Source organism: Nocardiopsis endophytica, from assembly GCF_027706725.1.
In the GTDB taxonomy this organism is placed as follows: Bacteria; Actinomycetota; Actinomycetes; order Streptosporangiales; family Streptosporangiaceae; genus Nocardiopsis_A; species Nocardiopsis_A endophytica.
Map to the genome: position 1 here is coordinate 1 of NZ_JAQFWQ010000075.1, position 25,897 is coordinate 25,897.

General features: G+C 73.9%; 20 protein-coding genes and 1 riboswitch. Of the genes, 14 read left to right on the forward strand and 6 right to left on the reverse strand.

Going from position 1 to position 25,897, the window contains the following annotated elements; translation table 11 throughout:
* Positions 1–1,050: 1,050 nt before the first annotated feature.
* Positions 1,051–1,803 carry a hypothetical protein gene (locus O4J56_RS21990; protein WP_270688274.1) on the reverse strand — a complete coding sequence of 251 codons (753 nt, stop codon included), beginning with the start codon at positions 1,801–1,803 and terminating at the stop codon, positions 1,051–1,053.
* Between the two features lie 267 nt (positions 1,804–2,070).
* Between O4J56_RS21990 and O4J56_RS21995 the strand changes: the two genes are divergently transcribed.
* The 3 genes from O4J56_RS21995 (at position 2,071) to O4J56_RS22005 (ending at position 7,565) form a co-directional block, all read left to right on the forward strand.
* Positions 2,071–4,959 carry a sigma-70 family RNA polymerase sigma factor gene (locus O4J56_RS21995; RefSeq protein WP_270688276.1) on the forward strand — a complete coding sequence of 963 codons (2,889 nt, stop codon included), beginning with the start codon at positions 2,071–2,073 and terminating at the stop codon, positions 4,957–4,959.
* A 228-nt stretch (positions 4,960–5,187) separates the two neighbouring features.
* Positions 5,188–6,972: an NYN domain-containing protein gene (locus O4J56_RS22000; RefSeq protein ID WP_270688278.1), complete on the forward strand. Its 1,785-nt coding sequence runs from the start codon at positions 5,188–5,190 to the stop codon at positions 6,970–6,972.
* Positions 6,973–7,013: 41 nt separating this feature from the next.
* The gene (locus O4J56_RS22005) at positions 7,014–7,565 is read left to right on the forward strand and encodes a hypothetical protein (RefSeq protein WP_270688280.1); all 552 of its coding nucleotides are present in this window, start codon (positions 7,014–7,016) and stop codon (positions 7,563–7,565) included.
* A gap of 62 nt (positions 7,566–7,627) precedes the next feature.
* Here O4J56_RS22005 and O4J56_RS22010 read toward each other — a convergent pair whose 3' ends face one another.
* Complete coding sequence (locus O4J56_RS22010; protein WP_270688282.1) at positions 7,628–8,281, reverse strand: HAD family hydrolase; 654 nt, start codon at positions 8,279–8,281, stop codon at positions 7,628–7,630.
* Between the two features lie 536 nt (positions 8,282–8,817).
* On the opposite strand from O4J56_RS22010, the gene O4J56_RS22015 reads away from it, so the two are divergent.
* From O4J56_RS22015 to O4J56_RS22030, 4 genes are all read left to right on the forward strand, one after another.
* Positions 8,818–11,334 (forward strand): ribonucleoside-diphosphate reductase subunit alpha, encoded by a 2,517-nt coding sequence (locus tag O4J56_RS22015; protein WP_270688284.1) that lies wholly within the window; start codon positions 8,818–8,820, stop codon positions 11,332–11,334.
* 134 nt (positions 11,335–11,468) lie between these two features.
* Positions 11,469–12,542 carry a ribonucleotide-diphosphate reductase subunit beta gene (locus tag O4J56_RS22020; protein ID WP_270688286.1) on the forward strand — a complete coding sequence of 358 codons (1,074 nt, stop codon included), beginning with the start codon at positions 11,469–11,471 and terminating at the stop codon, positions 12,540–12,542.
* 222 nt (positions 12,543–12,764) lie between these two features.
* A complete protein-coding gene (locus O4J56_RS22025) occupies positions 12,765–13,658 on the forward strand; it encodes an alpha/beta fold hydrolase (protein ID WP_270688288.1) in 894 nt (297 codons plus the stop codon).
* Positions 13,659–13,775: 117 nt separating this feature from the next.
* Positions 13,776–14,540, forward strand: a complete 765-nt coding sequence (locus O4J56_RS22030) for an MHYT domain-containing protein (RefSeq protein ID WP_270688290.1) — start codon at positions 13,776–13,778, stop codon at positions 14,538–14,540.
* An 82-nt stretch (positions 14,541–14,622) separates the two neighbouring features.
* On the opposite strand, the gene O4J56_RS22035 is transcribed toward O4J56_RS22030, so the two are convergent.
* The gene (locus O4J56_RS22035; RefSeq protein ID WP_270688292.1) at positions 14,623–15,705 is read right to left on the reverse strand and encodes a FecCD family ABC transporter permease; all 1,083 of its coding nucleotides are present in this window, start codon (positions 15,703–15,705) and stop codon (positions 14,623–14,625) included.
* Positions 15,706–15,707: 2 nt separating this feature from the next.
* The gene (locus O4J56_RS22040) at positions 15,708–16,739 is read right to left on the reverse strand and encodes an ABC transporter substrate-binding protein (protein ID WP_270688294.1); all 1,032 of its coding nucleotides are present in this window, start codon (positions 16,737–16,739) and stop codon (positions 15,708–15,710) included.
* A 94-nt stretch (positions 16,740–16,833) separates the two neighbouring features.
* A riboswitch (cobalamin riboswitch) is annotated at positions 16,834–17,000 on the reverse strand.
* 217 nt (positions 17,001–17,217) lie between these two features.
* Here O4J56_RS22040 and putP point away from each other — a divergent pair.
* The 3 genes from putP to nadE all read left to right on the forward strand — a co-directional run bounded on the left by putP (position 17,218) and on the right by nadE (position 20,430).
* A complete protein-coding gene (putP, locus tag O4J56_RS22045; protein WP_270688296.1) occupies positions 17,218–18,759 on the forward strand; it encodes a sodium/proline symporter PutP in 1,542 nt (513 codons plus the stop codon).
* Between the two features lie 156 nt (positions 18,760–18,915).
* A complete protein-coding gene (locus O4J56_RS22050; RefSeq protein ID WP_270688298.1) occupies positions 18,916–19,473 on the forward strand; it encodes a putative glycolipid-binding domain-containing protein in 558 nt (185 codons plus the stop codon).
* A gap of 126 nt (positions 19,474–19,599) precedes the next feature.
* Entirely contained in the window at positions 19,600–20,430 is an 831-nt protein-coding gene (gene nadE, locus O4J56_RS22055; RefSeq protein ID WP_270688301.1) for an ammonia-dependent NAD(+) synthetase, read from the forward strand.
* Positions 20,431–20,445: 15 nt separating this feature from the next.
* Here the strand turns inward: nadE and O4J56_RS22060 are convergent, their stop codons facing one another.
* Positions 20,446–21,420 (reverse strand): nucleoside hydrolase, encoded by a 975-nt coding sequence (locus tag O4J56_RS22060; RefSeq protein ID WP_270688303.1) that lies wholly within the window; start codon positions 21,418–21,420, stop codon positions 20,446–20,448.
* Positions 21,421–21,643: 223 nt separating this feature from the next.
* Here O4J56_RS22060 and O4J56_RS22065 point away from each other — a divergent pair, with 223 nt between their 5' ends.
* The 4 genes from O4J56_RS22065 to O4J56_RS22080 all read left to right on the forward strand — a co-directional run bounded on the left by O4J56_RS22065 (position 21,644) and on the right by O4J56_RS22080 (position 24,865).
* A complete protein-coding gene (locus tag O4J56_RS22065) occupies positions 21,644–22,549 on the forward strand; it encodes a ribokinase (RefSeq protein ID WP_270688305.1) in 906 nt (301 codons plus the stop codon).
* Between the two features lie 62 nt (positions 22,550–22,611).
* On the forward strand, positions 22,612–23,295 hold the full coding sequence (gene deoC, locus O4J56_RS22070) for a deoxyribose-phosphate aldolase (protein ID WP_270688307.1): 684 nt from the start codon (positions 22,612–22,614) through the stop codon (positions 23,293–23,295).
* Between the two features lie 82 nt (positions 23,296–23,377).
* Positions 23,378–24,199 (forward strand): GntR family transcriptional regulator, encoded by an 822-nt coding sequence (locus O4J56_RS22075; RefSeq protein WP_270688309.1) that lies wholly within the window; start codon positions 23,378–23,380, stop codon positions 24,197–24,199.
* A 201-nt stretch (positions 24,200–24,400) separates the two neighbouring features.
* Positions 24,401–24,865 carry an ATP-binding protein gene (locus O4J56_RS22080; RefSeq protein ID WP_270688311.1) on the forward strand — a complete coding sequence of 155 codons (465 nt, stop codon included), beginning with the start codon at positions 24,401–24,403 and terminating at the stop codon, positions 24,863–24,865.
* A gap of 265 nt (positions 24,866–25,130) precedes the next feature.
* Here the strand turns inward: O4J56_RS22080 and O4J56_RS22085 are convergent, their stop codons facing one another.
* Complete coding sequence (locus tag O4J56_RS22085) at positions 25,131–25,805, reverse strand: TetR/AcrR family transcriptional regulator (protein WP_270688313.1); 675 nt, start codon at positions 25,803–25,805, stop codon at positions 25,131–25,133.
* Between the last annotated feature and the right edge of the window lie 92 nt (positions 25,806–25,897).

Below are 25,897 nucleotides of genomic sequence, written 5' to 3' on the forward strand. Positions count from 1 at the left end.
GCGTTCATCGCGATACCAGAACGGGATTCGGTGCCGAGAGGGGTCCAAACGGCACTCTGGGGCCGTTTGCCGCGCCCGGTGTCACCGCGTGTAGTCGATATCGGGTCCACGGGAGCCCCGGTGGCCCGGCGCGGGCGTCCGGACGGCCGCGCCCTCGTGGCCGCGCACCTCAAGAACATCCCGATGTGGCATGAATCGGGCATTCCGTTGGCAGAACACGTTCTGGTCTCGCCGGGTTCGTCGCCCGGGGGCGCCCAGGGGTGTCGCGGAGCGCGCTTCCCGTCCCCTCCCGCGCGTAACGGGGAGTGTTCGCCCAGGTCACGGGGGTGCGGGGTTCGCTGGACGGGAGCGGCGGCCGCCCCGGGGCGACGGAGTCCACGCCCCCGCCCGGCCCGCCGCCCGGCCTGGGCCGTGAGTGGGGTACCAGCTGGGCCGCCCGCCGACCCGGACCACAAGGAACCCGCCACCCGGCAGGCAGGGCCGGGGAACCGCCCCGCTTGTGCCGTCGCCGCCCTTTACGGTGACCATCCGCGCGCCCGACGGCCGACAGCGCTGCCGGGCGGGCCGCTGACCTGCGTCGTCGCCGCTCGCACTGCACGCACGCAAGGGGAGGCGCGCCCGCCTCCCCTTGCGGACGCGCCTCCTTTAGGGGGAACGCCGTGCGGCGTTCCCTCGGTTACCGGTCGGTTCGGGGGGTCGCCCCCACCGGGGGCCAGAGGACCCTCCCGCTCGACGAGCCGGCAACCCTTCACCGGGACGGAACCCGGTGGCGGCCGGTCCGCGCGCTCCCGCCCCCTCAAACGGGGCGCCGCAGGCCGGCCTGCCGCCGGTGCAGGGCCCCGCCCCCTCTACGGGGCCGCATGCACCGGCGGCGCCTGGATCAGACGGCGGCCATGGTGCACCCCGCATCGGTGGTTCCGGACGGTGCCGAGGACGCGGGCCGCGCGTGCGGCCTGGCGCGCATGCGCAGTCTCGACCGTGTGCACAGGGAGCACGGCGCGCCCGGCTCGGACCGGTGGGCGGGGACGGGGTCGGGAACGGTGTGGGTGGTCATGTGGAGAGGGGCCTTCCGATGTCGTCCAACAGGGCGCGCGCTTCGCGCTCGGTCTCCGGGAGCGGCACGGTCCACAGCTCCGCGCCGTGCTCCCGGCAGAGGTTCTCGCGCAGGTGGCGGGTGTGCTCCGCCAGCTCCGGGCCCTCCGGGGCCAGCACCGCCAGCCGGGTTCTGCTCAGCAGCGCCAGGGACTCCCCCGAGCTGAAGGACCGGCTCAGCTCGTGGCCGAGCACGATCAGCTGGGCGGTGCGGCGCCACGGGTCGGCCCGCTGCTCCAGGGCGACCACCACCAGCCGGTGCCGCGCCGCCGCGCCCGCCCCCGAACCGGCCCCCCGGTACAGCTCGCCGATCCGGGTGTGCAGGTAGGCGGCGGTCGCCAGGCCGGTCAGCGGGTCCTGGCAGTCGTCGGGCGACCGCCCGCCGTCCACCCACCCCTCGGCCAGCGCCCGCAGCAGCGGCAGCGGCACGCCGTCCCAGCCGAGCACCTCGCCCAGCGAGGACAGGTCGGCCATGGCCGCGCCGATCCCCACGCCCGAGCGGGCCCGCGCCTGGCCGAACCGGAAGCAGCCCGGCGCCAGGTCGTCCCCGCCCGCCGCCGCCTCGCAGATCTGGTCCACCACCGGGGTCCACCAGTCGTCCGGCGGATCCCAGCCGTTCTTCCGGCTCCGCCGGCTCCACAGGCTGCGCAGCCTGCGGCGCTCGGCCGGGTCACTCACCCGCCCGGGCCCGTCCCGTCCACATGCCTCCATCGCTGAAGCTCCCGTCGTCGTCCGCGTTCCGGCGCCCTCCGGCAGGGCCCACGCCCCCGTTGCGGTGGGCCCCACCGGTGCGCCTTCACCCCTAATCACGGACTCGGGTGGCGGCTATGACGCGATTGCGGGATATTTTTTTCGGCTTTCTTTCGCGGGGCGATCGGCGGGGAGGGGAGCGCGGCGGAGGGGCCGCGCCGGATCGCCCGCCCCGCGGGCGATGCACGGAACACGCGGACGCCGGGGACCGGCGGGAGGGGCGGGTGCATGGCGGACGCTCGGGGTGAGCACACCGAGTTGCTGGCCGGAGACGATGAGTTGCTGGACCGTGTGCGGGCCGGCGATACCGGCGCCTTCGGCACGCTGTGGGAGCGGCACGTCGACGCCGCGCGCGGTCTGGCGCGCCAGCTCGTCCGGGGCGAGGCAGAGGTGGACGACGCGGTCGCCGACGCCTTCGCGCGCGTCCTGGACGTGCTGCAGCGCGGCGGCGGACCCTCGGCCGGGTTCCGCCCGTACCTGCTCACCGCGCTCCGGCACTGCGTCTACGACCGGGGCCGCAAGGACAAGCGGCAGGTCGTCACCGACGACATGGAGCGCTTCGACAGCGGGGAGCCGTTCGTCGACCCGGCGCTGGAGGGGCTGGAGCGGTCGCTGATCGCGCGCGCGTTCCTGTCGCTGCGCCCGGACTGGCAGTCGGTGCTCTGGTACACCGAGATCGAGGGGCTGGGCCCGGCCGAGGCCGCCGGGTACCTGGGCAAGGACCCGGGCAGCGTGGCCGCGATGGCCTACCGGGCCCGTGAGGGGCTGCGCCGCGCCTACCTCCAGATGCACCTGGCGGGCGGCGCCCCGGCCGAGAGCTGCCGCCCGGCCTTGGAGCTGCTCGGCGGCTACGTGCGCGGCGGGCTGGCCAAACGGGACACCGCGGTGGTCGAGCGCCACCTGGACGACTGCGCGCAGTGCCGGGAGGTCTGCGCGGAGCTGATGGACGTCAACGTCGGGCTGCGCGGGCTGGTGCTGCCGCTCATCGCGGGCCCCGCCGCCGCCGGGTACCTGGCGAGCCTGCCCGCCGGCGCCCTGTCCGGCGGCTGGTGGACCCGGATGTCCAAGGGGCAGCAGCAGGCCACCGCCGCGGGTACGGCCGCGACCGCCGTCGCCGCGGCGGTCGCCCTGGCCCTGGTCGGCGCCGAGGAACCGCTCCCGCCGCCCGGGTCGCCGCCCCCGGCCGCGGCGCCGCCCGCCGACGACCCGCCGCAGGAGGCCCCGCCCGAGGCCGACCCGCCCCAGGACCCGCCGCAGGATCCACCGGCCGATCCGCCCGAGGATCCGCCGGACGAGGAGGACCCCCCGCCGGACCCGGCCGATCCGCCCGAGGAGGACGAGCCCGCTCCGGACGAGCCCGACCCCGAGGACCCCCCGGTGCCGGACGAGCCGGGCCGTCCCGCGTTCGCCGCCCAGGTCGACCCGGTCGGGTCGCTGGTGCCGGGCCGCCCCGGCATCGTGGTGATGAGCGTGGCCAACGAGGGCGACCCCGCCGAGGACGACGTGATCGCCGACATCCTCCTCCCGGACGGGGTGTCCTTCGGCGAGGGCGGCGGCCCCGGCAACACGGTCCCGTTCGCGCCCGGCGAGGACGGGTGGAGCTGCACGCCCAGCGACCGGGGCGCGCGCTGCGTCCGCTCGGGCCTGGACGCGGGGGAGAGCACCACCGAGTACCTCGACGTCGATGTGGACGGGGGCGCCCAGGCCGGCGACCCGCCCCGCATCCGGGTGTCGTCCGGCGGCGAGAGCGTGTCGGCCGGCGGGACGTACGGCGTCGACCCGGAGGGGACTCCGGCCCGGTACGCCACCGCCGGGCGCGTGCGCGTGGAGAGCGTCGGCAATGCGCTGCTGACCTGCGAGGACCCGGAGCCGCCCGAGGACGATCACGACCACGACCACGGGCACGACCACGACGGCTGGCCCTGGTGGCCCGGTGTCGTCGGCGGAGGCCACGGCCACGACTACGGGCACGGCCACGACAACGGCCACGGCCATGGAGTCGGACACGACGGACACGACGGCCAGGGCGCCGCGCCCCCCGCCGACGAGCGCCCGGCCCCCGTCGCCCTCGACCTCCCGGACGCCCCCGAAGGCCCCGCCGGCCCCGACGGCTCGGAGGGCCCCGAGCTCCCCGGCGCACCGGAGGCGCCCGAGCCCCCGTCGTCGTCGGCCCCCGCGCCCCCGGAGGGGCCCAAGAAGCCGGAGGCCCCCGAGGCGCCCTCTCCGGAGAAACCGGAGAAGCCCGAGGCGCCCGACCCCGAGACCCCCGAACCGCCCGAACACCCCGAGGAGCCCGAGCCCCCCGAGCCGGAGCCCGGCCCGTGCTCCGAGGCCCAGCAGCGCAAGGGCGACCAGCGCGACAACGACCTGTGGGACATGGTCCCGCTCGACCTGGACTCCGACCCCGCCACCCGCACCTCCAGCTCGGCCCGCTGGACGCTGCCCTCCGGCGGGTCGGTCCGCTGGGCCGGGCTGTACTTCTCCGGCGTCGGCGACCCCGGGACCGCCTCCGCGCGGATCAAGGGGCCCGGCTCCTCCTCCTACACCGAGGTCGCCGCGTCCGACGTGCGCACCGCCGAGCTGCCCGGCTACACCGCCTACCACGCGTTCGCCGACGTCACCTCCCAGGTGCGGGCGGGCGGAGGCGGCGAGTGGTGGGTCGCCGACGTGCCCGGGAAGGAGGGCGTGAGCACCTATGCCGGGTGGAGCCTGGTCGTCGTCCTGGAGGACCCCTCCGAACGGTTCAACCAGGCCATGGTGCTCGACGACGCCGCCGCGGTCTTCCACGGCGGCGGGGTGCGCTTCCCCCTCGCCGGGCTGCTGCCCGCCGCCGTCTCCGGCACCGTCGACGTCGTCGCCTGGGAGGGCGACGCCGACCTCCCCGGCGACCGGGTGCTGCTGAACGGGTCGCCGCTCACCCCCTCCGGGGGCGACCGCGACCCGGACAACGCCTTCGCCGGCCACGCCCGCGGCGGCATCGGGCCGCCCCTGGCCTTCGGCACCGACGTGGTCCGGTTCCCGGCCCGGCTGCCGCGCGACCCCGAGGTCCGCATCGAGACCGAAGGGGACGCGGTGCTTGCCGGGGTGGTCGCGGTGACGGCACCGATGCGCACCTGACCGGCCCGCCGCCTCCTTCGCACCGCCTCTGACGAGGGACGACGCGCGCCGACCGGTGTCCGCGGCGGACCGGCTGTGGCGCCCCGCACGCAAACCGACACAGACTTGGCTAGGCTGTGGGCGGCCTGTCCATCGGCCGGGAGCCGAACACAGGCCGGTACTTCGCGGAGCGGCCCGGTGCGCATCAGCCGCTCCGGGCGGCTGGACCTTGGGAAGGGGCGGTGTCGCGTGGATCGCTGCGCGCTGTTCGTTGACGCCGGCTACCTCCTCGCCGACGGCGCGATGGCTGTACACGGAACCCGCAACCGCGACTCCGTGTCCTGGGACTACGCAGGACTCGCCCGGCTCCTGGAGGAGGTGGCCCGGGACCGTACGGGGCTGCCCCTGCTGCGGTGCTACTGGTATGAGGCGACGGCCGACGGCCGCCGCACCCAGGAGCAGGACGGGATCGCGGACATCCCCGGGATCAAGTTCCGAGCCGCGCGCATCCGTCCGGGCAGACGGGAGGGCGTCGAGAGCTATGTGCAAAGAGACCTGACCACCCTGGCCCGCACCGGCACCCTGTGCGAGGCGGTGCTGGTCAGCGGTGACGAGGACATGGCCCAGGTGGTGGCCGACGTCCAGGACATGGGTGTGCGCGTCACCGTCGTGCACGTGTCCGTCGAGGGCAACTGGACCATCTCGCGGGCGCTGCGCCGCGAGTGCGACGACCTCATCGAGATCGGCGCCGGGCACCTGCGGCCCTACGTGAACCTGCTCTCCGGCGCGGGGACGAGCGAGCCCTCGGCCGCCGAGACCACCGCGCCGCTGTCCAACGGCCCACTGTCCAACGGGCACGCCCGCTCGGCCCCCGAGACCGAGCGGCACCCGGTGGAGGCCCACCCCGCCTCGACGCGGGTGGAGCCGGCCGTCCAGCAGAGCGGCGGCATGGAGGCGGTGCTGGCGGCCACCGGCGCCCAGCAGGCGATGGGCGGCAGCGCCATGGACCAGCTCCGGGCCATGCGCCAGACGCTGGACCGGCAGCGCGGCGGCGACCAGCTCGCCCCGCAGACCGGGCCGGACGCGCCCCGGCAGAACACCTCCGGGCCGATCGACGTCAACGGGTTCCCGACCGGGCCGCGCGCCTCGCATGCCGCGCCGCCGCGGCAGCAGCCCCCGGCGCCGCCCGCGGCCCCCGCCACGGGCCCGCAGCCGTCGATGGGCCCCCAGCACGGCACCGGACCGCAGCCCGCCATGGGCGCGCAGCCGGGCACCGGCCCGCAGCACGGCGCCCCGGCCCACCCGGGGACCGGCCCGCAGCCGCCCGTGCACCCCGGCCCGGCGGCCGGTCCCGGCCACACCGGGCCCACCGGACACTCGGGCCACACCGGTCCCGTGGGACACGCGGGCCACACCGGACACGCAGGGCACGCCGGCCACACCGGTCAGCAGCCCTCCTTCGCCCCGGACGGCTACGGCGCACCGCAGCAGCGGCCGGCGCCGCCGCAGCCGCCCTACGAACGGGAGGCGCCGCCCGGCGCCGCGCCGCCCGATCCGCGGTATGGGCCCACCACCGGGGAGAACCCCGGGTTCGGAGGTGGCACCGGGCCAAACCCTATTTTTGGGGCCAGTACGGAGGCTGACTCCCCGCAGGGGAGCGGCACGGGGGGACCGCATGGGCCCCCGGACGGCGGTACTGGCCCCCGGCCCCGACCGAGGGTCCAGCATGGGCCCTACACCGATCCGACCCCCAGCGCGGACTTCGCCCGCGCCGGGGCGTCGGTCGCGCGCACCATCGAGGACGCGGTGAATGTCGCGCGCCAGGAGGGGAACGACTTCGCCGAGTCCATCGCGCGCGACGCGCCCGTCCTGTGGCTGGAGGCGGTGCTCGTCCGCCGTCCCCGGATGCCCTCCGACCTGGAGGCGCGGCTGTTGCAGGGGTCGGCGCTGCCGATCGACTTCCTGCTGCGCGACGAGGTCCGTGAGGCGCTGCGGCAGGGCTTCTGGGAGGCGCTGGAGCGCCACCGGGAATGACCGGGCGCTGCGGGGGCGGCGACGAGCGAGGGAGGCCGACAGTGACCCGAGTGACCACGGCCGATCTGGACCGCCTGGAGTTCCGGGCCGTCCAGTCCGGCGACCATGCCGACGTGGCGCGGGAGCTCCTCGGGCTGGCCAACAGCGTCGACGCGGACAGCGAGGTCTCACGCGCCGAACTGTTCGTGCGCGCCGGGGAGCAGTGGGAGATGGCCCAGGAGTTCGACCGCGCCGCCCGCTCCTACCAGCGCGCGATCGACGACGGCGGAACGACCGTCATCGACGCCCGCGCCCTGCAGGCAGGAGCCCTGCTGGAGCTGGACGACATGGACGGCGCCGGGGCCCGCCTGGAGCAGCTCCGCGCCGAGGGGCCGCGGAACCTGCCCACCTACATCCACCTCGCCGAGACGCTGCAGGCGCACGGCGACCTGAAGGGCGCGCACACCTGGGCGACGCTGGGGGTGGAGCGCTTCCGGCACCAGGACGTGTCGCCGTACGTGCACGACCTGCTGATGGAGCTGCTGCGGGTCCGCTTCCGGATCCGCGTCGACCTGGGCCTGGACGAGGACGCCCTGGACCGCATGCTCGACTGACCCGCGTTGATCTCGGGAGAAGCGACGCTACCGGGCCGGTTGTAGCGTCCTTTTTCCCGAGATCAACGAGATGGGAGGCCGCGCTCCAGCAGGGCGCGTCCGGTGCGGTAGGCCTCCGGGAGGCTGGTGCCCCGGTACGCGGCGGCGGCCAGGTGGGCGATGTGCGCGTCGCCGTTGACCGCGACCGTGTGCGCCAGGTGCCCGAACAGCGGCGCGTCGGACTTGGAGTCGCCGTAGGCGACGCAGTCCTCCGGGCGCACGCCCAGCGACGTGCGCACCTCCTCGGCGATGCGGACCTTGTCCTCGGGCGTCAGGATGCGCTCGGCGTCCGGCGGCGCGGGGAACGGCGGGGCCGGGAACGGTGTGGCGGCGATCCGGTCGAAGCCGAACACCGCCAGCCGCTCGGCGAAGAACGACGGCGACATGGTGATCACCAGGGAGTGCTCGCCGCGCCCGCGGATGTCGGCGCACACCTCGGCGATGCCCTCCAGGAAGGGCCCCGAGGCGAACGCCGTGTCGACGTGCGCCGGGGTCAGGTCCGCCCACACCCCGTACAGGGCGGTGGAGAAGCCGCGGGTGTCCAGCTCGCCAGAGGCGAAGCGGCGCTCCAGGTCGGCGATGGCCTCCTCGGTGCCGCTGGCGCGGGCGATCTCCAGGTTCGCGGTGCTCCCGGCGAGGAGGGTTCCGTCCATGTCGAAGATGTGCAGCCTCGTCATCGATCGGAACCCTAACCGGTCGCACCGCCCGCGCGATCCACCCCCACCCCTCCTGTGACACACGGCTATCTTGAGGTGGTCGCAGCGGGGTGCCACTAGATGTAGAGTCGCTCCCGCCGACGGTTCGCCCCGGTCGCGCATTCGTGCGGACGGGGGCGAGGCAAGAGGGAACCCGGTGCGAATCCGGGACTGCCCCGCAGCGGTGAGTGGGGGACGGCGCGGCCTGACGGCCCGAACGGCCGGTGAACCGGGGGGATCCGGCACCGGGTCCGCGCCTTCCGGTGTCCGCATGGTCGCACTGGGCGCGTGAGCGCCCGGGAAGCGGCGGACGCCGTGCCGCCCGGCCTTGGGCCGGAAGCACACCCGCGAGTCCGAAGACCTGCCGCCGGTGTGCGCCTGCGCGCGCACGTTTGACGGGGCCTCGAGGGCGGGCCGCCGCGAGCCGGGTCCGCCGTGTCCGAGGACGGACCCCCGTCTCGTGCTTCCCGGCCTCGACTTCCCGACCGGTTGATGGACTACCTGGTGGGAGCGAGCGAATGACCCTCGACACGGAGCCGGCGGCACGGATCGCGGAGGCGGTACGGGAGGCGGCGGCCGGCCTGCCCGGTGTGCGGCCGGACGCGGTGGAGGCCGAGGCCCGCCGCGGGCTCTACCCCGGCATCCGCGCCGACGAGGTGGACCTGGCCCTGGTCATGGCGGCGCGCAGCCTCGTCGAGGAGGACCCCGACTACTCGCCGATGGCCGCCCGGCTGCTGCTGGGCTCGCTTCGCCGCGAGGCGCTGACCTTCCTGGCCTCCTCCGCCGCCTCTGCCGACAGCGCCGGCGCCACCGACACCGCCGGGCAGGCGGAGATGGCCGCGCGCTACCCCGCCTATCTCGCCGACTACGTGGCCCGCGGCGTGGAGCTGGGCCAGCTCGATCCGGAGCTGGAGAAGTTCGACCTGGACCGCCTGGGCGCGGCCCTGCGCCCCGAGCGGGACCTGGACTTCACCTTCCTGGGCCTGCAGACCCTCTACGACCGGTACTTCCTGCACAGCGACGGGGTGCGCTACGAGCTGCCGCAGGCGTTCTTCATGCGCGTGGCCATGGGCCTGGCCCTGGAGGAGGACGACCGCGACGCGCGGGCGGCCGAGTTCTACGACCTGCTGTCCTCGTTCGACTTCATGTGCTCCACCCCCACCCTGTTCAACGCGGGCACGCGCCACGCGCAGCTGTCGTCGTGCTTCCTGACCACGGTCGACGACGACCTCGAGGGCATCTTCAAGGGGATCTCGGACAACGCCCTGCTGTCGAAGTACTCCGGCGGCCTGGGCAACGACTGGACCCCGGTGCGCGGCATCGGCGCCCACATCCGCGGCACCAACGGCAAGAGCCAGGGGGTCGTGCCGTTCCTCAAGATCGCCAACGACACGGCGGTGGCGGTCAATCAGGGCGGCAAGCGCAAGGGTGCCGTCTGTGCCTATCTGGAGACCTGGCACATCGATGTCGAGGAGTTCCTCGATCTGCGCAAGAACACCGGGGACGAGCGGCGGCGCACGCATGACATGAACACCGCCAACTGGGTGCCCGACCTGTTCATGCGCCGGGTCGAGCAGGACGCCGAGTGGACCCTGTTCTCCCCCGATGAGACGCCCGACCTGCACGACCTCTACGGGCGGGAGTTCACCGAGCGGTACGAGGCCTACGAGCGCGCCGCCGACGAGGGGCGGATCCGGGTGTGGCGGCGGGTCCGCGCCGTCGACCTGTGGCGGCGCATGCTCACCATGCTCTTCGAGACCGGGCACCCGTGGATCACCTTCAAGGACCCGTGCAACCTGCGCTCGCCGCAGCGGCACGCCGGGGTGGTGCACTCCTCCAACCTGTGCACGGAGATCACCCTCAACACCAAGGCGGGCGAGGAGGTCGCGGTCTGCAACCTCGGGTCGGTCAACCTCGCGCGGCACGTGCGCGACGGCGGGCTGGACTCCGAGAAGCTGGAGCGCACCGTGCGCACGGCCGTGCGGATGCTCGACAACGTCATCGACGTGAACTTCTACACGATCCCCGAGGCGCGGACGGCGAACATGCGCCACCGCCCGGTCGGGCTCGGGCTGATGGGCCACCAGGACGCGCTGTTCCAGCTGCGCATCCCCATGGGCTCCCAGGAGGCCGTGGAGTTCGCCGACTCCAGCATGGAGCTGATCTCCTACCACGCCATCGCCGCCTCCAGCGATCTGGCGGCCGAACGCGGCGCCTACGCCTCCTTCGACGGGTCGCTGTGGAGCCGGGGCGTTCTGCCCATCGACTCCCTTGAGTACCTGGCCCAAGCGCGCGGGGGCGACGGTGACGGGAGCGGCCTGGACGTCGATCGCACCGCCCGCCTGGACTGGGACGGGCTGCGCGAGCGGGTGCGTGCGCAGGGCATGCGCAACTCCAACGTCATGGCGATCGCGCCGACCGCCACCATCGCCAACATCACCGGCGTCGGCCAGTCCATCGAGCCGATCTACCGGAACCTGTTCGTGAAGTCGAACATGTCCGGCGACTTCACCGTGGTCAACCCCTACCTGGTGCGCGACCTCAAGGAGCGCGGCCTGTGGGATGACGACATGGTCGCGCGGCTCAAGCTGCACGACGGCAGCCTCGGGCCCATCGAGCGCGTGCCCGAGGACCTCAAGGAGCTGTACGCCACCGCGTTCGAGGTCGACCCGGAGTGGCTGGTGGACGCCGCGTCCCGGCGCCAGAAGTGGATCGACCAGGCGCAGTCGCTCAACCTCTACATGGCGGCCCCCAGCGGCCGGAAGCTGGACGCGCTGTACCGGCGCGCGTGGAAGACGGGCCTGAAGACCACGTACTACCTGCGCTCGCAGAGCGCCACGCACGTGGAGAAGTCGACGCTCAAGGGCACCGACGGGCGCCTGAACGCCGTCGCGGCGACCCCGGCGCCGTCGCCGGCCCCCGCGCCGTCCCCGGTCGCGGCGGTGTCCCCGCAGGCGGGGAGCGCTCCGGAGATCGACCCCGACGCGGGCTCGGTGTGCTCCATCGACGACCCCGAGTGCGAGGCCTGCCAGTAGCACCGCCCCCTGGAGGGGCGGGCGGCCCGTGCCCCCGGCCGCCCGCCCCGCCCCCGCGCTCTCCACCGCCAGCGCTCCGCACCGCACTCTGCACCGCCACAGACACCGATTCAGAAGGACGACGGAACCCACCCATGACGACTGCCCCGGAGACCCACGGCACCGGACTCGGCGCGATCGACCGCGGCGGCGCCCGCGTGAGCGTCGGCGACAAGGCGATGATCAACGCGCGCGCCGACGTGAACCAGCTGCTTCCGCTGAAGTACCGGTGGGCCTGGGACAAGTACCTCGCCGGGTGCAACAACCACTGGATGCCCACCGAGGTGTCCATGCAGGCCGACATCGCCCTGTGGAAGTCGGCCGACGGGCTCACCGACGACGAGCGGCTGATGGTCAAGCGCAACCTGGGCTTCTTCGCCACGGCGGAGTCGCTGGTCGCCAACAACATCGTGCTGGCGGTCTACCGGCAGCTCACCAACCCCGAGTGCCGCCAGTACCTGCTGCGCCAGGCGTTCGAGGAGGCCGTGCACACGCACACCTTCCAGTACATCTGCGAGAGCCTGGGCCTGGACGAGGGCGAGCTGTTCAACATGTACAGGGAGGTCCCCTCCATCACGGAGAAGGACGCCTGGGCGCTGAAGTACACGCAGAACCTGGAGGACCCGGACTTCACGACCGGCACCCCCGAGGCCGACCAGGCGTTCCTGCGCGACCTGGTGGCCTTCTACGTCATCTTCGAGGGGATGTGGTTCTACACGGGCTTCGCCCAGATCCTCTCCCTGGGGCGCCGCAACAAGATGGTGGGCGTGGCCGAGCAGTACCAGTACATCCTGCGGGACGAGTCGATCCACCTGAACTTCGGCATCGACGTGATCAACCAGATCAAGCTGGAGAACCCGCACCTGTGGAGCGAGGGGTTCCAGCGCGAGGTGCGCACGATGCTCGCCGAGGCGTGCGAGCTGGAGGTGGCCTACGGCAGGGAGACCATGCCGCGCGGCATCCTCGGGCTCAACGCCGACCTGTGCGAGCGGTACATGCACTTCATCACCGACCGCCGGGCCGAACAGATCGGGCTGGAGCCGGTCTTCGGCGGCACGGAGAACCCGTTCCCGTGGATGGCGGAGATGATGGACCTCGACAAGGAGAAGAACTTCTTCGAGACCCGGGTCATCGAGTACCAGACGGGCGGCGGCCTGAGCTGGGACTGACCTGCGCGGACACGGCTCCCCGGGCCCGTCGGCGGAGGGTGCGGGGAGCCGTTTCGGGGGAGGCCCGGGAGACGTCCGGCGCTCCGTGGTGTGACCGACATCACTGATCGGGGTAGTGGGCCTGGCATGGAGGGGCTCTCGGCGCCGAGGGCGCCCGCACGGCGACGCGCCGGGCGTGCTCCGGCTGGCGCCGATTCGTTACCTCAGGTAGACCGTTCGTTTATGGACCACCGAGGAATCGTTTACGAACGGCACGGCCGGGGCGAGCCCCTCGTGCTGCTGCACGGGCTGGGGCACCGGCGCCAGGCCTGGGAGCCGGTCGTGGACGAGCTGGCGCGGCGGTACGAGGTGTTCGCCCTGGACCTGCCCGGGTTCGGCGAATCGCCGGGACCCGCCCCTGACGGCCCATACGGTATCCCCGCCCTGGTCGACGCGGTCGCCGCGTGGTGCGCCGCCGCCGGGCTGCCCCGGCCCCACCTGGCGGGGAACTCCCTCGGCGGCGCCGTCGCGCTGGAGCTCGGCGCGCGCGGGCTGGCCTCCTCGGTCACCGCCCTGTCGCCGATCGGGTTCAGCCGCGGGACCGAGATGCTGGGCAGCCGCCTGATGCTCGGCGGCATGCACGTCGCCACCCGGGTGCCCGCCAAGGCATGGCGCCGGGTGATCGACAGTCGCCCGGTCCGCACGATGACCACGCTCGCCGTGCACGGGCGCCTGCGCGACCCGTACGGCGAGCTCGCCCGGCTGGACCCGTCGGTGGTGACGCGCGGATCCCCCTACACGCGCCTGGCGCCCGAGGTGGTGCGCTACAGCTTCACCGGTGGGCCGGTCGTGACCTGCCCGACCACCGTGGCCTGGGGCGAGAACGACCGCGTCCTTCCGGTCCGCGCGGTACGGCGGGTGCTGCGGGCGATCCCGCACGCGCGCGAGGTGCGGCTCCTGGGGTGCGGCCATGTGCCGATGGACAACGACCCCAGGACGGTTGCCCACACCATCCTGAGCACCTGCGCCCCCGAGTCGGCGTCGAGCGGCCGGGGTGCCGTGAGGCCCAAGCGCGCGCGACTGCGCCCGCGCGTGACCGCCGTTCCGGCGAACGCCCCCGCAAACGCCCCCGCCTGACCGGGTGCGGACGATCCGCGGGGATTGCGGCGGACCGTCGGCGATTGCGATGATCTGCGGCGTTGTGCGATAGGGGGAAACGGTCCGCGGCCGCGGATCTGAGGGGAAAAATCAGACATGGTCGAGCATTTCGCTCAAGGGGTGTGGACCCCGCTGGTCGCGTGCGCCGTTTCGGTCCTGGGGTCGTTCCTGGGTCTCAGATACGCCTCGCGGGCGCTGTCCTCCTCGGGCCGGACCCGGACGGCCTGGACCGTGCTCGGCGGGATCTCCCTGGGCGGCGCGGCCGTGTGGTCCATGCACTTCATCGCGATGCTCGGCTTCCGCGTCCCCGGCACCCCGATCCGCTACGACCCGCTGATGACCGCGGCCAGCGCCGCCGTGCCGGTGGTCGTCATGACCGGGGCGCTCGCGGTGGTGATCGCCCGCCTGTGGCGCCGGCTGGTGCTGCTGCCCGTCGGCGGCGCGCTGGTGGCCCTGGCCATGCTCACCATGCACTACATGGGCATGGGGTCGATGCGGATGGACGCCGACATGGTGCACGACCCCCTGTTCGTGGTCGCGGCCGCGATGGTGGCGCTGGCCGCCTCGGTCGGGGCGCTCTGGTTCGTCGGCAAGCGGTGGACCCTGTCGGCGACCCTGGTGGGCGCCGCGCTCCTGGGCGGCGCCGTGACGGCGATGCACTACATCGCGATGGCCGGGGTGGGCGTCGAATCCGTGGGGCAGGGGGCCGACATGTCCGGCGGCGTGCCCGCGCTCGGCTTCCTCACCCCCATGATCATCGGCCCGGGCGCCTTCCTCGTGCTCGGCACCCTGCTCCTGCTGGTGCTGCCCGACGAACGGCCCGTCACCGGCGGTGCCGCCGCCGAGGCCCCCGCCCACTGACGCCCCCACCCCGTTGATCTCGGGAGAAGCGACGCTACCCGCGCGGTTTTGGCGTCGTTTTTCCCGAGATCAACGACGGGGGTCAGCCCATGGTCCTGCCGGCGCGTGCGTCGCGGCGCATCAGCCACAGGAAGAACGGCGCGCCGCACAGGGCGGTGAGGATGCCGATGGGGATCTCCTGCGGCGCGGCGAGCGTCCGCGCGGCCAGGTCGGCGAGCACCATGAAGGACGCGCCGAGCAGGACCGCGACCGGGAGCATGCGCCGGTGGTCGGTGCCCACGAGCAGCCGGGCGATGTGCGGCATCATCAGCCCGACGAACCCGATCGGCCCCGAGAGCGCGACGAGCACACCGGTGCACAGGGACACGGCGACGAACATCAGCGCGCGGAACCGGTGCACCCGCAGTCCCATGCCGACCGCCGTCTCCTCGCCCAGCTGCACGACGTTGAGCGCGGGCGTCGCCGCCGCCGTCACCGCCAGGGCGGTGAGCACCGCGGCGCCCGCCAGGGGCAGGTCCTCCCAGGTGGTCCCGCCGAGCCCGCCCAGGGTCCAGCGCTGCACGGCGCGGGCGGCGTGCGGGTCGCCCGACATGGTGATCATGAGGCTCGCGGCGGCCGAGCACACCTGGCCGACCACCACACCGGCCAGGATCAGCCGGGTGACCGTCATCCGCCCCGCCGTGCGGGACAGCAGGTACACGGCGACGAGCGTCCCTAGAGCGCCGAGGAACGCCGCAGCAGGGGTGGAGTAGGCGCCGAAGACGGTCACGCCCCCGACGACGACGGACACCGCGCCCAGCGTCGCCCCCGAGGACACGCCCAGCAGCAGCGGGTCCGCGAGCGGGTTGCGCACCAGCGTCTGCAGCACCGCCCCGACGGCCGCCAGTCCCGCGCCGTTCAGCACCGCCAGCAGCACGCGGGGCGCGCGGGCCGACACCACGATCGCCTCGTGCGAGGGCGGCCAGTCCGGTTCGACCAGGCCGGGGAGGAGGCGGTGCGCGGCGATGCGCCAGGTGTCGGCGGCGGACACCTCCACCGACCCGGCGACCACGCCGAGGGTGGCGGCCGCCGGGAGGGCGGCCGCCAGCGCGCACAGCACCACGGGCAGGGGCGGCGCGGCGGGGCGGCGCCGTGTGGGCCGGGTGCTTGTGGGCCGGGCGCTCACCGTCAGCCGTCCGCGCCGGGGTGGAGCTGGTCGGCGACGTCGGCCACCGCGTCGCCGACGCGCACCCCCGCCACCGCCGACGACAGCGGGAGGACGGCGTACCGCTCCTCCTCGACCGCCGGGGTCCGCGACAGCAGGGGGTCGTCCTCGACCGCCGCGATCTTCTCCTCGACCGGGACCGACCCGTAGTCGTAGAAGAGGATCGTCTCGGGGGCGCGGTCGGAGGCGTCCTCGATGGACACGTCGGCGAAGACCTCGTCCACGTCGGTGAAGACGTTCCGCCCGCCCGCGCGCTCGATGATCTCGTCGCCGATCCCGGCGCCCCCGGAGGTGAACACGGTGCTCCCCACACTGTCCACCACCAGCACGTCCACCGGGTCGGTGCCCTCCAGGCGGCCCTCCACCCCGGCCAGGCGGTCCTCGATCCCGCCGACCAGCTCCTCGGCCCGCTCCTCGGCGCCGAAGAGCGCCCCGACGTTGCGGATCTCCTGGTAGACCGTCTCGGCGGTGACCTCGTCGGCGCACTGCTCCAGGCTGCCGTAGGTGGCCATCCCGGCGCCCTCCAGCGCGTCCCGCCCGCGCCCCTCGGCCTCGTCGAAGGCGCTCCCGGGGTACCCGGCGTAGACGAAGTCGGGCTCGGCGGCCAGAAGCTCCTCGAAGGAGGGGTACTCGTCGGCGAGGACGGGGATGTCCTGATACGCGGCCTCGTATTCGGGAAGGACCGCGTCGTCCAGGTAGGCGGTGCCCACCATGCGGTCCTCCAGCCCCAGGGCCAGCATCACCTCGGTCGCGTGCTGGTTGAGGGCGACCGCGCGCCGCGGCGGAGCGTCGACCGTCACCTCGCGGCCGCACTCCTCGACGGTGACCGGGTACCCCTCGGCGGCGCCGGCGGATCCGCCCGAGCCGCCGGACCCGGGCGCTCCGCATCCGGTGAGCGCGGCGGCGCCGGCCGCGGCCAGCGCGATCAGGCGTGCGGCCCCCGGGCGGGGGCGGGTGACGGGCGTCCTGCGGTCATTGCGGCTGGGATGGTGCACGTCCGGTCCTCTCGCGGGATCCGGGCGCGTCCGGGGGAGGGCAGGGCAGAGCCGTGCACGTGCGGCGTCCTCTCCGGGGTCCGCGCCCCTGGTCGGCGTCGTTCCGCGACGGGACAGTCTCCTGACTCCCGGATCGGCGCCTCGCCCGGCCTTCCAGCGCTCACGCGCCGTGGCCCTTCGAGGGGTCGGCTCCCCGGTCACAGTGGCGGGACCGTGCCGGACTCGCACCGGCTTCCTGGCTCCCGTCGCGCCACCAGCCTACGGGGGCGGCCGGGCGCGGAACCGGTCAGGTCCCTTTCTGTGCGATCGGACAATTCGCGGGACGTGCTCTGGCCGGTCAAACAACTATGGGGCACGAATGTGACGGCCCTATCTCAAAGCAGTGGTGAAGTGCATATCGGTCATTGCGCCGCAGGTCACACCGCGTACAAGATGCGGGGGTCATCACCGTCCTGAACAGGAGAGAAGGAGGCCAGGCGTGGACAAGTCGCTGTTGGCGTCCATCCTCACCTTCGCCGCGTACTTCGTGGTGATGGTGGGAATCGGTCTGTGGGTCTACAAGCGCACCGTGTCGCTCTCTGACTTCGTACTCGGAGGCCGCCGGCTGAACAGCTGGGTCGCCGGTCTGAGTGCGAATGCCAGCGACTTCAGCGGCTGGCTGCTGCTGGGCCTGCCCGGAGCCATCTACCTGTCGGGGCTCGGTGAGGCCTGGATCGCGGTCGGCCTGGCGCTCGGCTTCGCCGGGAGCTGGATCGTCATCGCCGGACGGCTGCGCGTGTACACCGAGCGCGCCACCGACGCACGCAGCGGGGGCGAGTCCGACTCGCTGACGCTCTCCTCCTACCTGGAGAACCGCTTCTCCGACCGCACCGGGCTGCTGCGCGGCGTGTCCGCCGTGCTCATCCTGGCCTTCTACCTCTTCTACGTGGCCTCCGGCCTGGTCGCCATGGGCGGGCTGTTCGAGCAGGTCTTCGGCATGAGCTCGGCCGTGGCCATCATCGCCGGCGTGTCCATCGTGGTCTTCTACACCTTCCTCGGCGGCTTCCTCGCGGTCAGCTACACCGACGTCGTGCAGGCCGTCATGATGTGGGTCGCGCTGCTCATCGTCCCGATCGTGGCGGTCGTCGCCATCATGGGCGACGAGGGCCGGGACATCGGCGGGATCTCCGCGGTGCTGGGCGGCTTCGAGGGCCAGGGGAGCCTGGACATCGGCGGCGTGCTCGCCCCGGTCGTCGTCATCTCCGGCCTGGCCTGGGGCATCGGCTACCTGGGCCAGCCGCACATCCTCGCCCGCTTCATGGGCATCCGCTCGGTCAAGGACGTGCCGCGGGCCGGCGCGGTCAGCGTGGCCTGGGCCGTCTCGGCGATGACCCTCGCCGTGGTGATGGGCTTCGCCGGCGTCGCCTTCTTCGGCTTCGAGGAGGGCCTGGAGAACTCCGAGAACGTCTTCCCCTCGCTCATCCAGGCGCTGATGAACCCGTGGGTGGCCGGGCTGCTGCTGGCCGCCATCCTGGCCGCGGTCATGAGCACCGCCGACTCCCAGCTGCTGGTCGCCTCCTCGGCGCTGACCGAGGACGGCTACCGCGCCTTCCTCAAGCGCGACGCCTCCCCGCTGACCCTGGTGTGGGTGAGCCGGGGCGCCGTGGTCGCGGTCGCCGTCGCGGCCGCCGGGATCGCTCTGAGCGGCAACAACACCGTGATGGACCTGGTGGGCTACGCCTGGGCCGGGTTCGGCGCCGGGTTCGGCCCGGTGATCCTGCTGTCGCTGTACTGGAAGCGCATGACCTGGACCGGCGCGCTGGCCGGGATGGTCGGCGGCGGCGCGACCGCCGTCATCTGGGACGTCCTGGACGAGAAGGTGCTGGAGACCGGGCTGTACGCCATGGTCCCGGCGGTCGTCGTCAGCCTCGTGGGGATCTTCGTCTTCAACGGCCTGGGCAGGGCCACCGACGCCATGGGCGAGGACTTCGACCGCGTGGACACCGAGTACCGCGAGGCCAAGAAGCCCGTCTCCGCCTGACCCCACCCCGCATCCCCTCACTGGAATGGGCCCCGCGTACCGTCCGCGCGGGGCCCATTCCGCTTTTTCGGAGGCGGCCCGCCGCACCGCCCGACGTTCATGCATTGTGATGGGGGCGTTCTGGTGCGTAACGGACGCCACCGGTAGAACAGACGCATGTGCGAACTTCCCGCCGCGTGGCGCCGCCTGGGCGGCGAGGGCACCGGGGTGGGCACGGTCATCGCCGAGCGCGACGGGTTCCGCCTGGAGGCGGCGGAGGCCGCCGCGGGGGAGCGCCCCTACGGCGGGCGGCTGACCGTGCGCACGGACCTGGCCTGGGAGGTGGTCCGTGCGCGCGTCGAGACCGTGACCGACCAGGGCATGCGCGCGCTCGACCTGTCCCGCGAGGGGGCGCTGTGGAGCGTCGACGGGACACGCCGCCCCGACCTCGACGGCTGCGTGGACGTGTGGGCCCCCTGCACCCCGCTGACGGTGACGCTGCCCGTCCGCAGGCTGGGGCTGCGCCGCGGCGAGGCGCGCGACGTGGCGATGGCGTGGGTGGAGGTCCCCGGCCTCACCGTGCGCAAGGTCCTCCGCCGGTGCACCCGCCTGGAGCCCTCCGGGGGCCGCGAGTGCTATGAGATCAGTGACGAGGCCCTGGGGACCGTCACGGTGACGGTCGACCGCGAGGGCGTCCCCGTCGACATCGAGGGCCTGTACGCGCGCGCGGCCTGAACGCGGGGCGCCGCCCCGGTGCCGCCCCGGTGCCGCCCCGGCGCCCCCCTGCCGCCCCGGCGTCGGGCCGCGGCCCCCGGCGCGGGATAATCCCGGAGGACAGACGCAGCCCCGGGGAGGACCCACATGAGCGCAGCCGACCTGAGCGACGCCCGCAGGCAGATCATCCGCGACCTGGAGGTCGCCCCGGAGTTCGACGCGCGCCGCGAGATCGAGCGCCGCGTTGCCTTCCTGGCCGAGCGGCTGACCTCCACCGGCGCCCGCGCGCTGGTCCTGGGCATCAGCGGCGGGGTCGACTCCAGCACCGCCGGGCGGCTGTGCCAGCTGGCCGCCGAGCGGGTGCGCGAAGGCGGCGGGTCGGCCGAGTTCATCGCCATGCGCCTGCCCTACGGCGTGCAGCAGGACGAGGACGACGCCCAGCGCGCGCTGGGGTTCATCACCCCCGACAGGGTCCTGACGGTGGACGTGCGGCCCGCCACCGACGGCCTGGCCGACGCCCTGGACAAGGCGGGCCTGGAGTACGAGGGCGACTCCGCCCGCGACTTCGTCATCGGCAACGCCAAGGCGCGCGAGCGCATGGCCGCCCAGTACGCCGTCGCGGGCGCGGCCGGAGGGCTCGTCGTCGGCACCGACCACGCGGCCGAGGCGGTCACCGGCTTCTTCACCAAGTTCGGCGACGGCGCCTGCGACCTGGTGCCGCTCACCGGGCTGACCAAGCGGCGGGTCCGCGCGGTCGCCGCCGAGCTGGGGGCGCCGTCGTCCATCGTGGACAAGACCCCCACGGCCGACCTGGAGACGCTGAGCCCGCAGAAGCCCGACGAGGAGGCGCTCGGCCTCACCTACGAGGAGATCGACGACTTCCTGGAGGGCCTCCCCGTCGACGACCGCGTCGAGGAGGCCCTGGTGGCCCGCTACCGGGCCACCGCGCACAAGCGCGCGCTGCCGGTCGCGCCCTGACCCGGCCCTGGGCCCCTACCCCTGCTCCGGGGGCCGGATCTCCCGCGACGGGGTGGTCGGGGTGGACAGCAGCCCCTTGAGGTAGGCGTAGAAGCCGTCGGCGTCGACCTCCTCGACCACCTCGGCGTTGGGCTCCAGCCCGTGCACGCCCCACGACATCGCCGAGTAGCCGCGGGTCAGCTCGCCCGCGGTCTCCACGTCCACGTTGTAGCGGGACGAGGCGCGCACCAGGTCCGGGTGGAGCAGCACGGCGGCGGTGAGCGAGTCCGGGTGGGTGGTGCCGTCGATGCCGACGCTGCGGTCGAACTCCAGCGTCGCCGCGCACACCCGGGTGAAGAAGTCCGACAGCGGCGTGCCCAGCGCCGCGATCTCCTTCAGCCGATCCTCGCCGAACACGGCCTGGCGCAGCGTGAGCGGGTCCCAGGGGACGACGGTGACGGCGAACCCGGCGTCGAAGACGGTCTTGGCGGCCTCCGGGTCGACGTAGAAGTTGAACTCCGCGGCGGCGGTGATGTTGCCGCGCCCGTTGTTGGACCCGCCCATGACATAGAGCGCCTTGACGTTCCGGGCGAAGTCCGGGTCCTTCACGGTGGCCATGGCGATGTTGGTGAGCGGGCCGATCGCCACGATGGACAGCTCGCCCGGGTTCTCGGCGGCCATCCGCACCAGGGCGTCCACGGCGTGCTCGTCCTCGGTGGACAGGTCGGCGTCGTCCATGGTCAGGCCGCCGGCGCCGTCGCCGTGCACGTCCTCGGCGCTGACCCAGGGGCGCACCATGGGGCGGCGGCAGCCCAGGTGGATGGGGACCTCGCCGAGCCGCCCGGCGGCGCTGAGGGTGAGGAAGGCGTTGCGCACCTGGCGCTCGAACCCGACGTTGCCGGCGACCATCGTGATCGCCCGCAGGTCGGCCTCCGGGTCGAGGAGTCCGGCGAGCAGGGCGACGCAGTCGTCCTGGGCGGTGTCGGTGTCGATGATCAGGGGAACGGGCATTGACCCCTCCACGGGCGCGATTTGTCCATCGTTTGTCGACTGCGCCCTCCGGGGCCGACCGGCCGTCGTGTCCCCGTCCGCGCGTCGCCTGAGAACGCTATGCCACGGATCTGACGTGCGTCAATCGGTCATGTCGGGGCATGTGGACAGTGGAGGGGCGGGTGGGGGATGGGGTACAAATGTATAGAGATGTCCACCCCCCTCGTGGAAGCCTGGTGAGAGTATGCGGATCGCGGTCGTCGGCAGTTACGGCGCAGGCCTGACCATGCGCACGCCCCGGGTCCCGGACGCCGGGGAGACCCTCGGCGGCGGCGAGTTCGCCTCCGGGCCCGGAGGCAAGGGGTCGAACCAGGCCATCGGCGCCGCCCGCCTGGGCGCGGACGTGTCGCTCCTGACGGCGATCGGCCCCGACGCCTTCGGGGACGAGGCGCGCGACCTGTGGTGCGCCGAGGGCGTCGACGCCTCATCGGTCGTCACCGCCGAGGCGGCCACCATGGTCGGCGTGATCCTCGTCGAGGAGGGCGGGGAGAACCGCATCGTCATCGCCCCCGGCGCGCTGGAGGAGCTGCGCCCCGCGCACGTGGAGGCCTTCTCCGGGAGCATCGCCCGGGCCGACCTGATGATGACGTGCAACGAGATCCCCGAAGAGACCGTCTCGGCGGCCCTGCGCACCGCGCGGGAGGCCGGTACCCCGGCGCTGCTCAACCCCGCCCCCGCCCGCGAGCTGTCCGCGGCCGACGCCGCGCTCGTCGACCACCTGACCCCCAACCTGGGTGAGGCGCGACTGCTCACCGGCCTGGGGGAGGATGCCGGGCCCGAGGCGCTCCTGGACGCGCTGCGCCGCCGCCTTCCCTCCGCCACCATCGTCCTGACCTGCGGCGCCGACGGGGCGTGGGCCGACGACGGGAGCGAGCGCACGCACGTCGCCGCCGTGCGCCCGCCCCGGGTCGCCGACACCACCGGCGCGGGCGACGCCTTCAACGCCGCCTACGCCGCCGCCGTGTGCGCAGGGCTCCCCCTGCGCGAGTGCGTGCGCCGCGCCGCCGCCGCGGGCGCATTCGCCGTCTCGCGGCACGAGGTCCTGCCCGGCCTCGGCCGCCCCGCCGACCTCGACGCCCTCATCCGCTGACCGGGCGCCGCCCCACGGCCGGCCGCCCGGACCCGGCCGTCCCACTACCGAGGAGAACCACCGTGACCGACGCACAGCGCACCGCCGCCTCCCTGGCGCCCTTCATCCAGCACACCGCCATCGACGCCGGCCTCACGCGCGACGACATCATCGCCCACTGCGAGGAGGCGGCGCGCTACGGCTTCAACGCCGCGATGATCCCCGCCTCCTGGACCGCGCTCGCCGCGGACGTCCTGAAGGGCACCGGCATCGCCGTGGCGTCCGCCCTGGACTTCCCGACCGTGGGCGTCATGACGTCCGAGGGCAAGGCCGCCGAGGCGCGCGCCATCGTCGCCGCCGGAGGCGAACAGATCGACATGGGCGTGCAGGTCGGCTGGCTGCGCAGCGGCATGGAGAAGGAGTTCCGCGACGACATCGCCGGGGTGGTCGCCGCGGGCGTCCCGGTCAAGGTCATGCTGGAGCTGCCGCTGCTCGGCGCCGACGAGCGCGAGCGCGCCGTGGAGCTGGCCATGGACGCGGGCGCCGCCTACCTCAAGAACGCCAGCAGCGGCGCGGTGGAGGTCGCCAACCCGGAGAGCATCGCCTACCTGGCCGCGCGCGTGCGCGACGGGGTGAAGGTCAAGGCCTCCGGGGGCATCAAGACGCTGGAGCAGGCGCGCGCGCTGCTGGACGCCGGTGCGTCGCTGCTGGGCACCAGCTCCGGTGTGGCCATCGTCGGCGGCGGCGAGGGCACGGGCTCGTACTGATCGGGGGAGACGCGCTGATCAGGTGAGACGGGGGACTCGGTAGGGTTCCGGCAGGGGAGCACGAGGGGCACGGAGGGGCGACGTGGACGGCGTGGACGCCGCCGGGAGCGGTACAGGGCTGGCGGGGGCCGTCTCCCGCGGCGCGCCCGAGCCGCTGAACGTGCAGATCGCCCGGGCGGTGCGCGAGCGCATCGCCACAGGGGCCTGGCCGCCGCACTTCAAGCTCCCCGCCGAGCCCGACCTCGCCCGCGAGCTGGGCGTCAACCGGGGGACGGTGCGCAAGGCGCTGGCGTCGCTCACCGAGGAGGGCCTGCTGGTGCAGACCAGGGGCCGGGGGACGTTCGTGACGTCCGGCAAGGCCGAGCCCGCGATCGCCCAGCGCCTGAGGTCGCTGTCCGAGGACTTCCGGGACCAGGGCATCGAGGTCCGTTCCGAGGTCGTGGACGCGCGCCTGGTGCGCCTGCCGCTCACCGTGCAGGCGCTCCTGGGGGCCGGGGCCAACACCCCCGGCCTGCGCCTGGTCCGCGTCTTCCACGGCGAGGAGGGGCCGCTGGCCTACCTCGTCAACTATGTGCGCGCCGACCTGTGCCCGGGGATCGACCGGGTCGACTTCGAGCGGGAGTCGCTGTTCGGCACCCTGGAGCAGCGCTACCGGCTGGACATCACCGAGGGGCGCCGCTCCTTCAGCGCCGAGCCCGCGCGCGAGGAGGCCGCCGAGGCGCTCCGCCTGGAGCCGGGGGCGCCCGTGCTCTACCTGGAGCAGGTGACCTACACCCGGGGAGGGCAGGCGGTGGAGTACTCCGACGTGTGGATCGACAGCTCCCGCGTGAAGGTGACCTCGCTCCTGGACCGGGGCCCCGTCGGCACGCCCCGGCCGGGCCCCGGAGGTCCCGCCCGGAGGTAGCCGGAGGTCCGGCCGGGAGGTGGCCGGAAGGCCCGCCGGGACAGGTGCCTCCGTCCGCTATCGGCCCTGCTGTGGTCCCGCGGCGAAGAGTCCGATATCGTCCGGCTGCACAGGGCCCCGCACCGCCAGCGCACCGCGGCGCGGAGCCGATCCGAACCGGCCGCCCGCACGGCCCCGGCGCACCCCCTCAACGGTGGCCCGATGAACGAGACCGGAGACGCCACGTCCATGGTCGGCGACGCCCCGGCGCTTGACGCGCGCCGGACCTTCCCCGGCGACCCCGAGCAGTGCCGTGAGGCGCGGCTGTGGGTGCGCGCCGTGATGCGCCCCTTCCCCGACGCCGCCGACGCCGTCGAAGTGGTCGTCAGCGAGTTCTTCGGCAACGCCGTCCGGCACACCGCCTCCGGCGAGCCCGGCGGCGAGGTGGCCGTGGAGCTGTCCGGGGGCGACGGGAACCCGATCCGGCTCAGCGTGGTCGACCAGGGGGGCCGGTCGGACCGCCCGGCGACCGCCGCCCGCGTGCTCGCTCCGACCCTCAGCCGCCCCGACGGCCGCGGCCTGTTCCTGGCCGCCGCCCTGAGCAGCGAATGGGGCCGCTCCCCCCTCGACGGAACGGGGTCGATGGTCACCTGGGCCGAGTTCCCCGCCGACCGTCCGGACCTCTAGGTCCCGTCCGGAGTCTCCCCGTTCGCCCCCACCGTCGTTGATCTCGGGAGAACCCGCCCCTACGAGCGCGCTTTGAGAACCCGCGCGGATGGGCGGGCGGGCGGCAGGGCGCCCGGCCTCGCCGACTCCGCTGCCGAGCGCCGCTCCTGCGTCGTTGATCTCGGGGAATGCGCCCCAAAACGCGGCCCGGAAGCGTCGTTCCTCCCGAGATCAACGACGAGCACACCTGCCGATCGGCCGGACGGGATCCGGCAGTGCCCCGGGGTCAGCGCGGGCCGTGCAGGGCGAGGAACGCGGCGACGCCGGACGCGATCAGCGCGTCGGTCTCCTCCTGCGGAAGCGGCAGTGCCCCGTGGAAGGAGCGCTCGTAGACCTCTGAGGCGACGAGCTGGGTGAAGTGGGCGGCCAGCTCCTCCGGCGGGCCGCCGCTCAGCCCGCCCTCCTCGGCCAGGGCCCCCATCCGTTCGGCCAGCCGGGAGTGGACGCGCCCGGGCCCGGTCTCCCGCCACCCCTGCAGCACGTGCTCGGGCAGGTGCCGCGCCTCGGCGAAGATCACGCGCACGAGGGCGAAGTGGCCGGCGAAGTCCTCGTGCGGGACGGCCAGCCCGTGCCCGAGCCGGGTGAGGGCGGCGGCGAGGTCCGGGGGCGGGGTGCCCAGGTGGCGGTCGATCAGTCCCTCGTGGTACTCGGCCACCGCCCGCGCGCTCTGCTGCAGCACGGTCAGGAAGAGCTGCGCCTTGTCCCGGTGGTGGTTGTAGATCGTGCGCTTGGAGACCCCCGCCTCGGCGGCGATCGCGTCGACGCTGGCGCGGCTGTAGCCCTCGTTCCCGAAGACGGTGCGGGCGGCGGCGTCGATGGCGGCGCGCTTGGCGGGGTGGCCGCCGGGGGCGCGCCCGGCGGCGCGGGGCGTGTCGGACGGGTCCATGGGTGGTCGCTCCATTGATTGCACTGGACGGTTTACCTATTGCACTGCACGGTGTAGTTTACGTCGCGGCGGGCCGACCCGGAACCCCCGGAGCCGCGCCCGTTCCG

Coding starts and splice junctions, on each gene's coding strand:
- O4J56_RS21990 (WP_270688274.1), bottom strand. CDS start 1,803: ATGGAGGCATGTGGACGGGACGGGCCCGGGCGGGTGAGTGACCCGGCC.
- O4J56_RS21995 (WP_270688276.1), top strand. CDS start 2,071: ATGGCGGACGCTCGGGGTGAGCACACCGAGTTGCTGGCCGGAGACGAT.
- O4J56_RS22010 (WP_270688282.1), bottom strand. CDS start 8,281: ATGACGAGGCTGCACATCTTCGACATGGACGGAACCCTCCTCGCCGGG.
- O4J56_RS22015 (WP_270688284.1), top strand. CDS start 8,818: ATGACCCTCGACACGGAGCCGGCGGCACGGATCGCGGAGGCGGTACGG.
- O4J56_RS22020 (WP_270688286.1), top strand. CDS start 11,469: ATGACGACTGCCCCGGAGACCCACGGCACCGGACTCGGCGCGATCGAC.
- O4J56_RS22025 (WP_270688288.1), top strand. CDS start 12,765: ATGGACCACCGAGGAATCGTTTACGAACGGCACGGCCGGGGCGAGCCC.
- O4J56_RS22030 (WP_270688290.1), top strand. CDS start 13,776: ATGGTCGAGCATTTCGCTCAAGGGGTGTGGACCCCGCTGGTCGCGTGC.
- O4J56_RS22050 (WP_270688298.1), top strand. CDS start 18,916: ATGTGCGAACTTCCCGCCGCGTGGCGCCGCCTGGGCGGCGAGGGCACC.
- nadE (WP_270688301.1), top strand. CDS start 19,600: ATGAGCGCAGCCGACCTGAGCGACGCCCGCAGGCAGATCATCCGCGAC.
- O4J56_RS22060 (WP_270688303.1), bottom strand. CDS start 21,420: ATGCCCGTTCCCCTGATCATCGACACCGACACCGCCCAGGACGACTGC.
- O4J56_RS22065 (WP_270688305.1), top strand. CDS start 21,644: ATGCGGATCGCGGTCGTCGGCAGTTACGGCGCAGGCCTGACCATGCGC.
- O4J56_RS22080 (WP_270688311.1), top strand. CDS start 24,401: ATGAACGAGACCGGAGACGCCACGTCCATGGTCGGCGACGCCCCGGCG.
- O4J56_RS22085 (WP_270688313.1), bottom strand. CDS start 25,805: ATGGAGCGACCACCCATGGACCCGTCCGACACGCCCCGCGCCGCCGGG.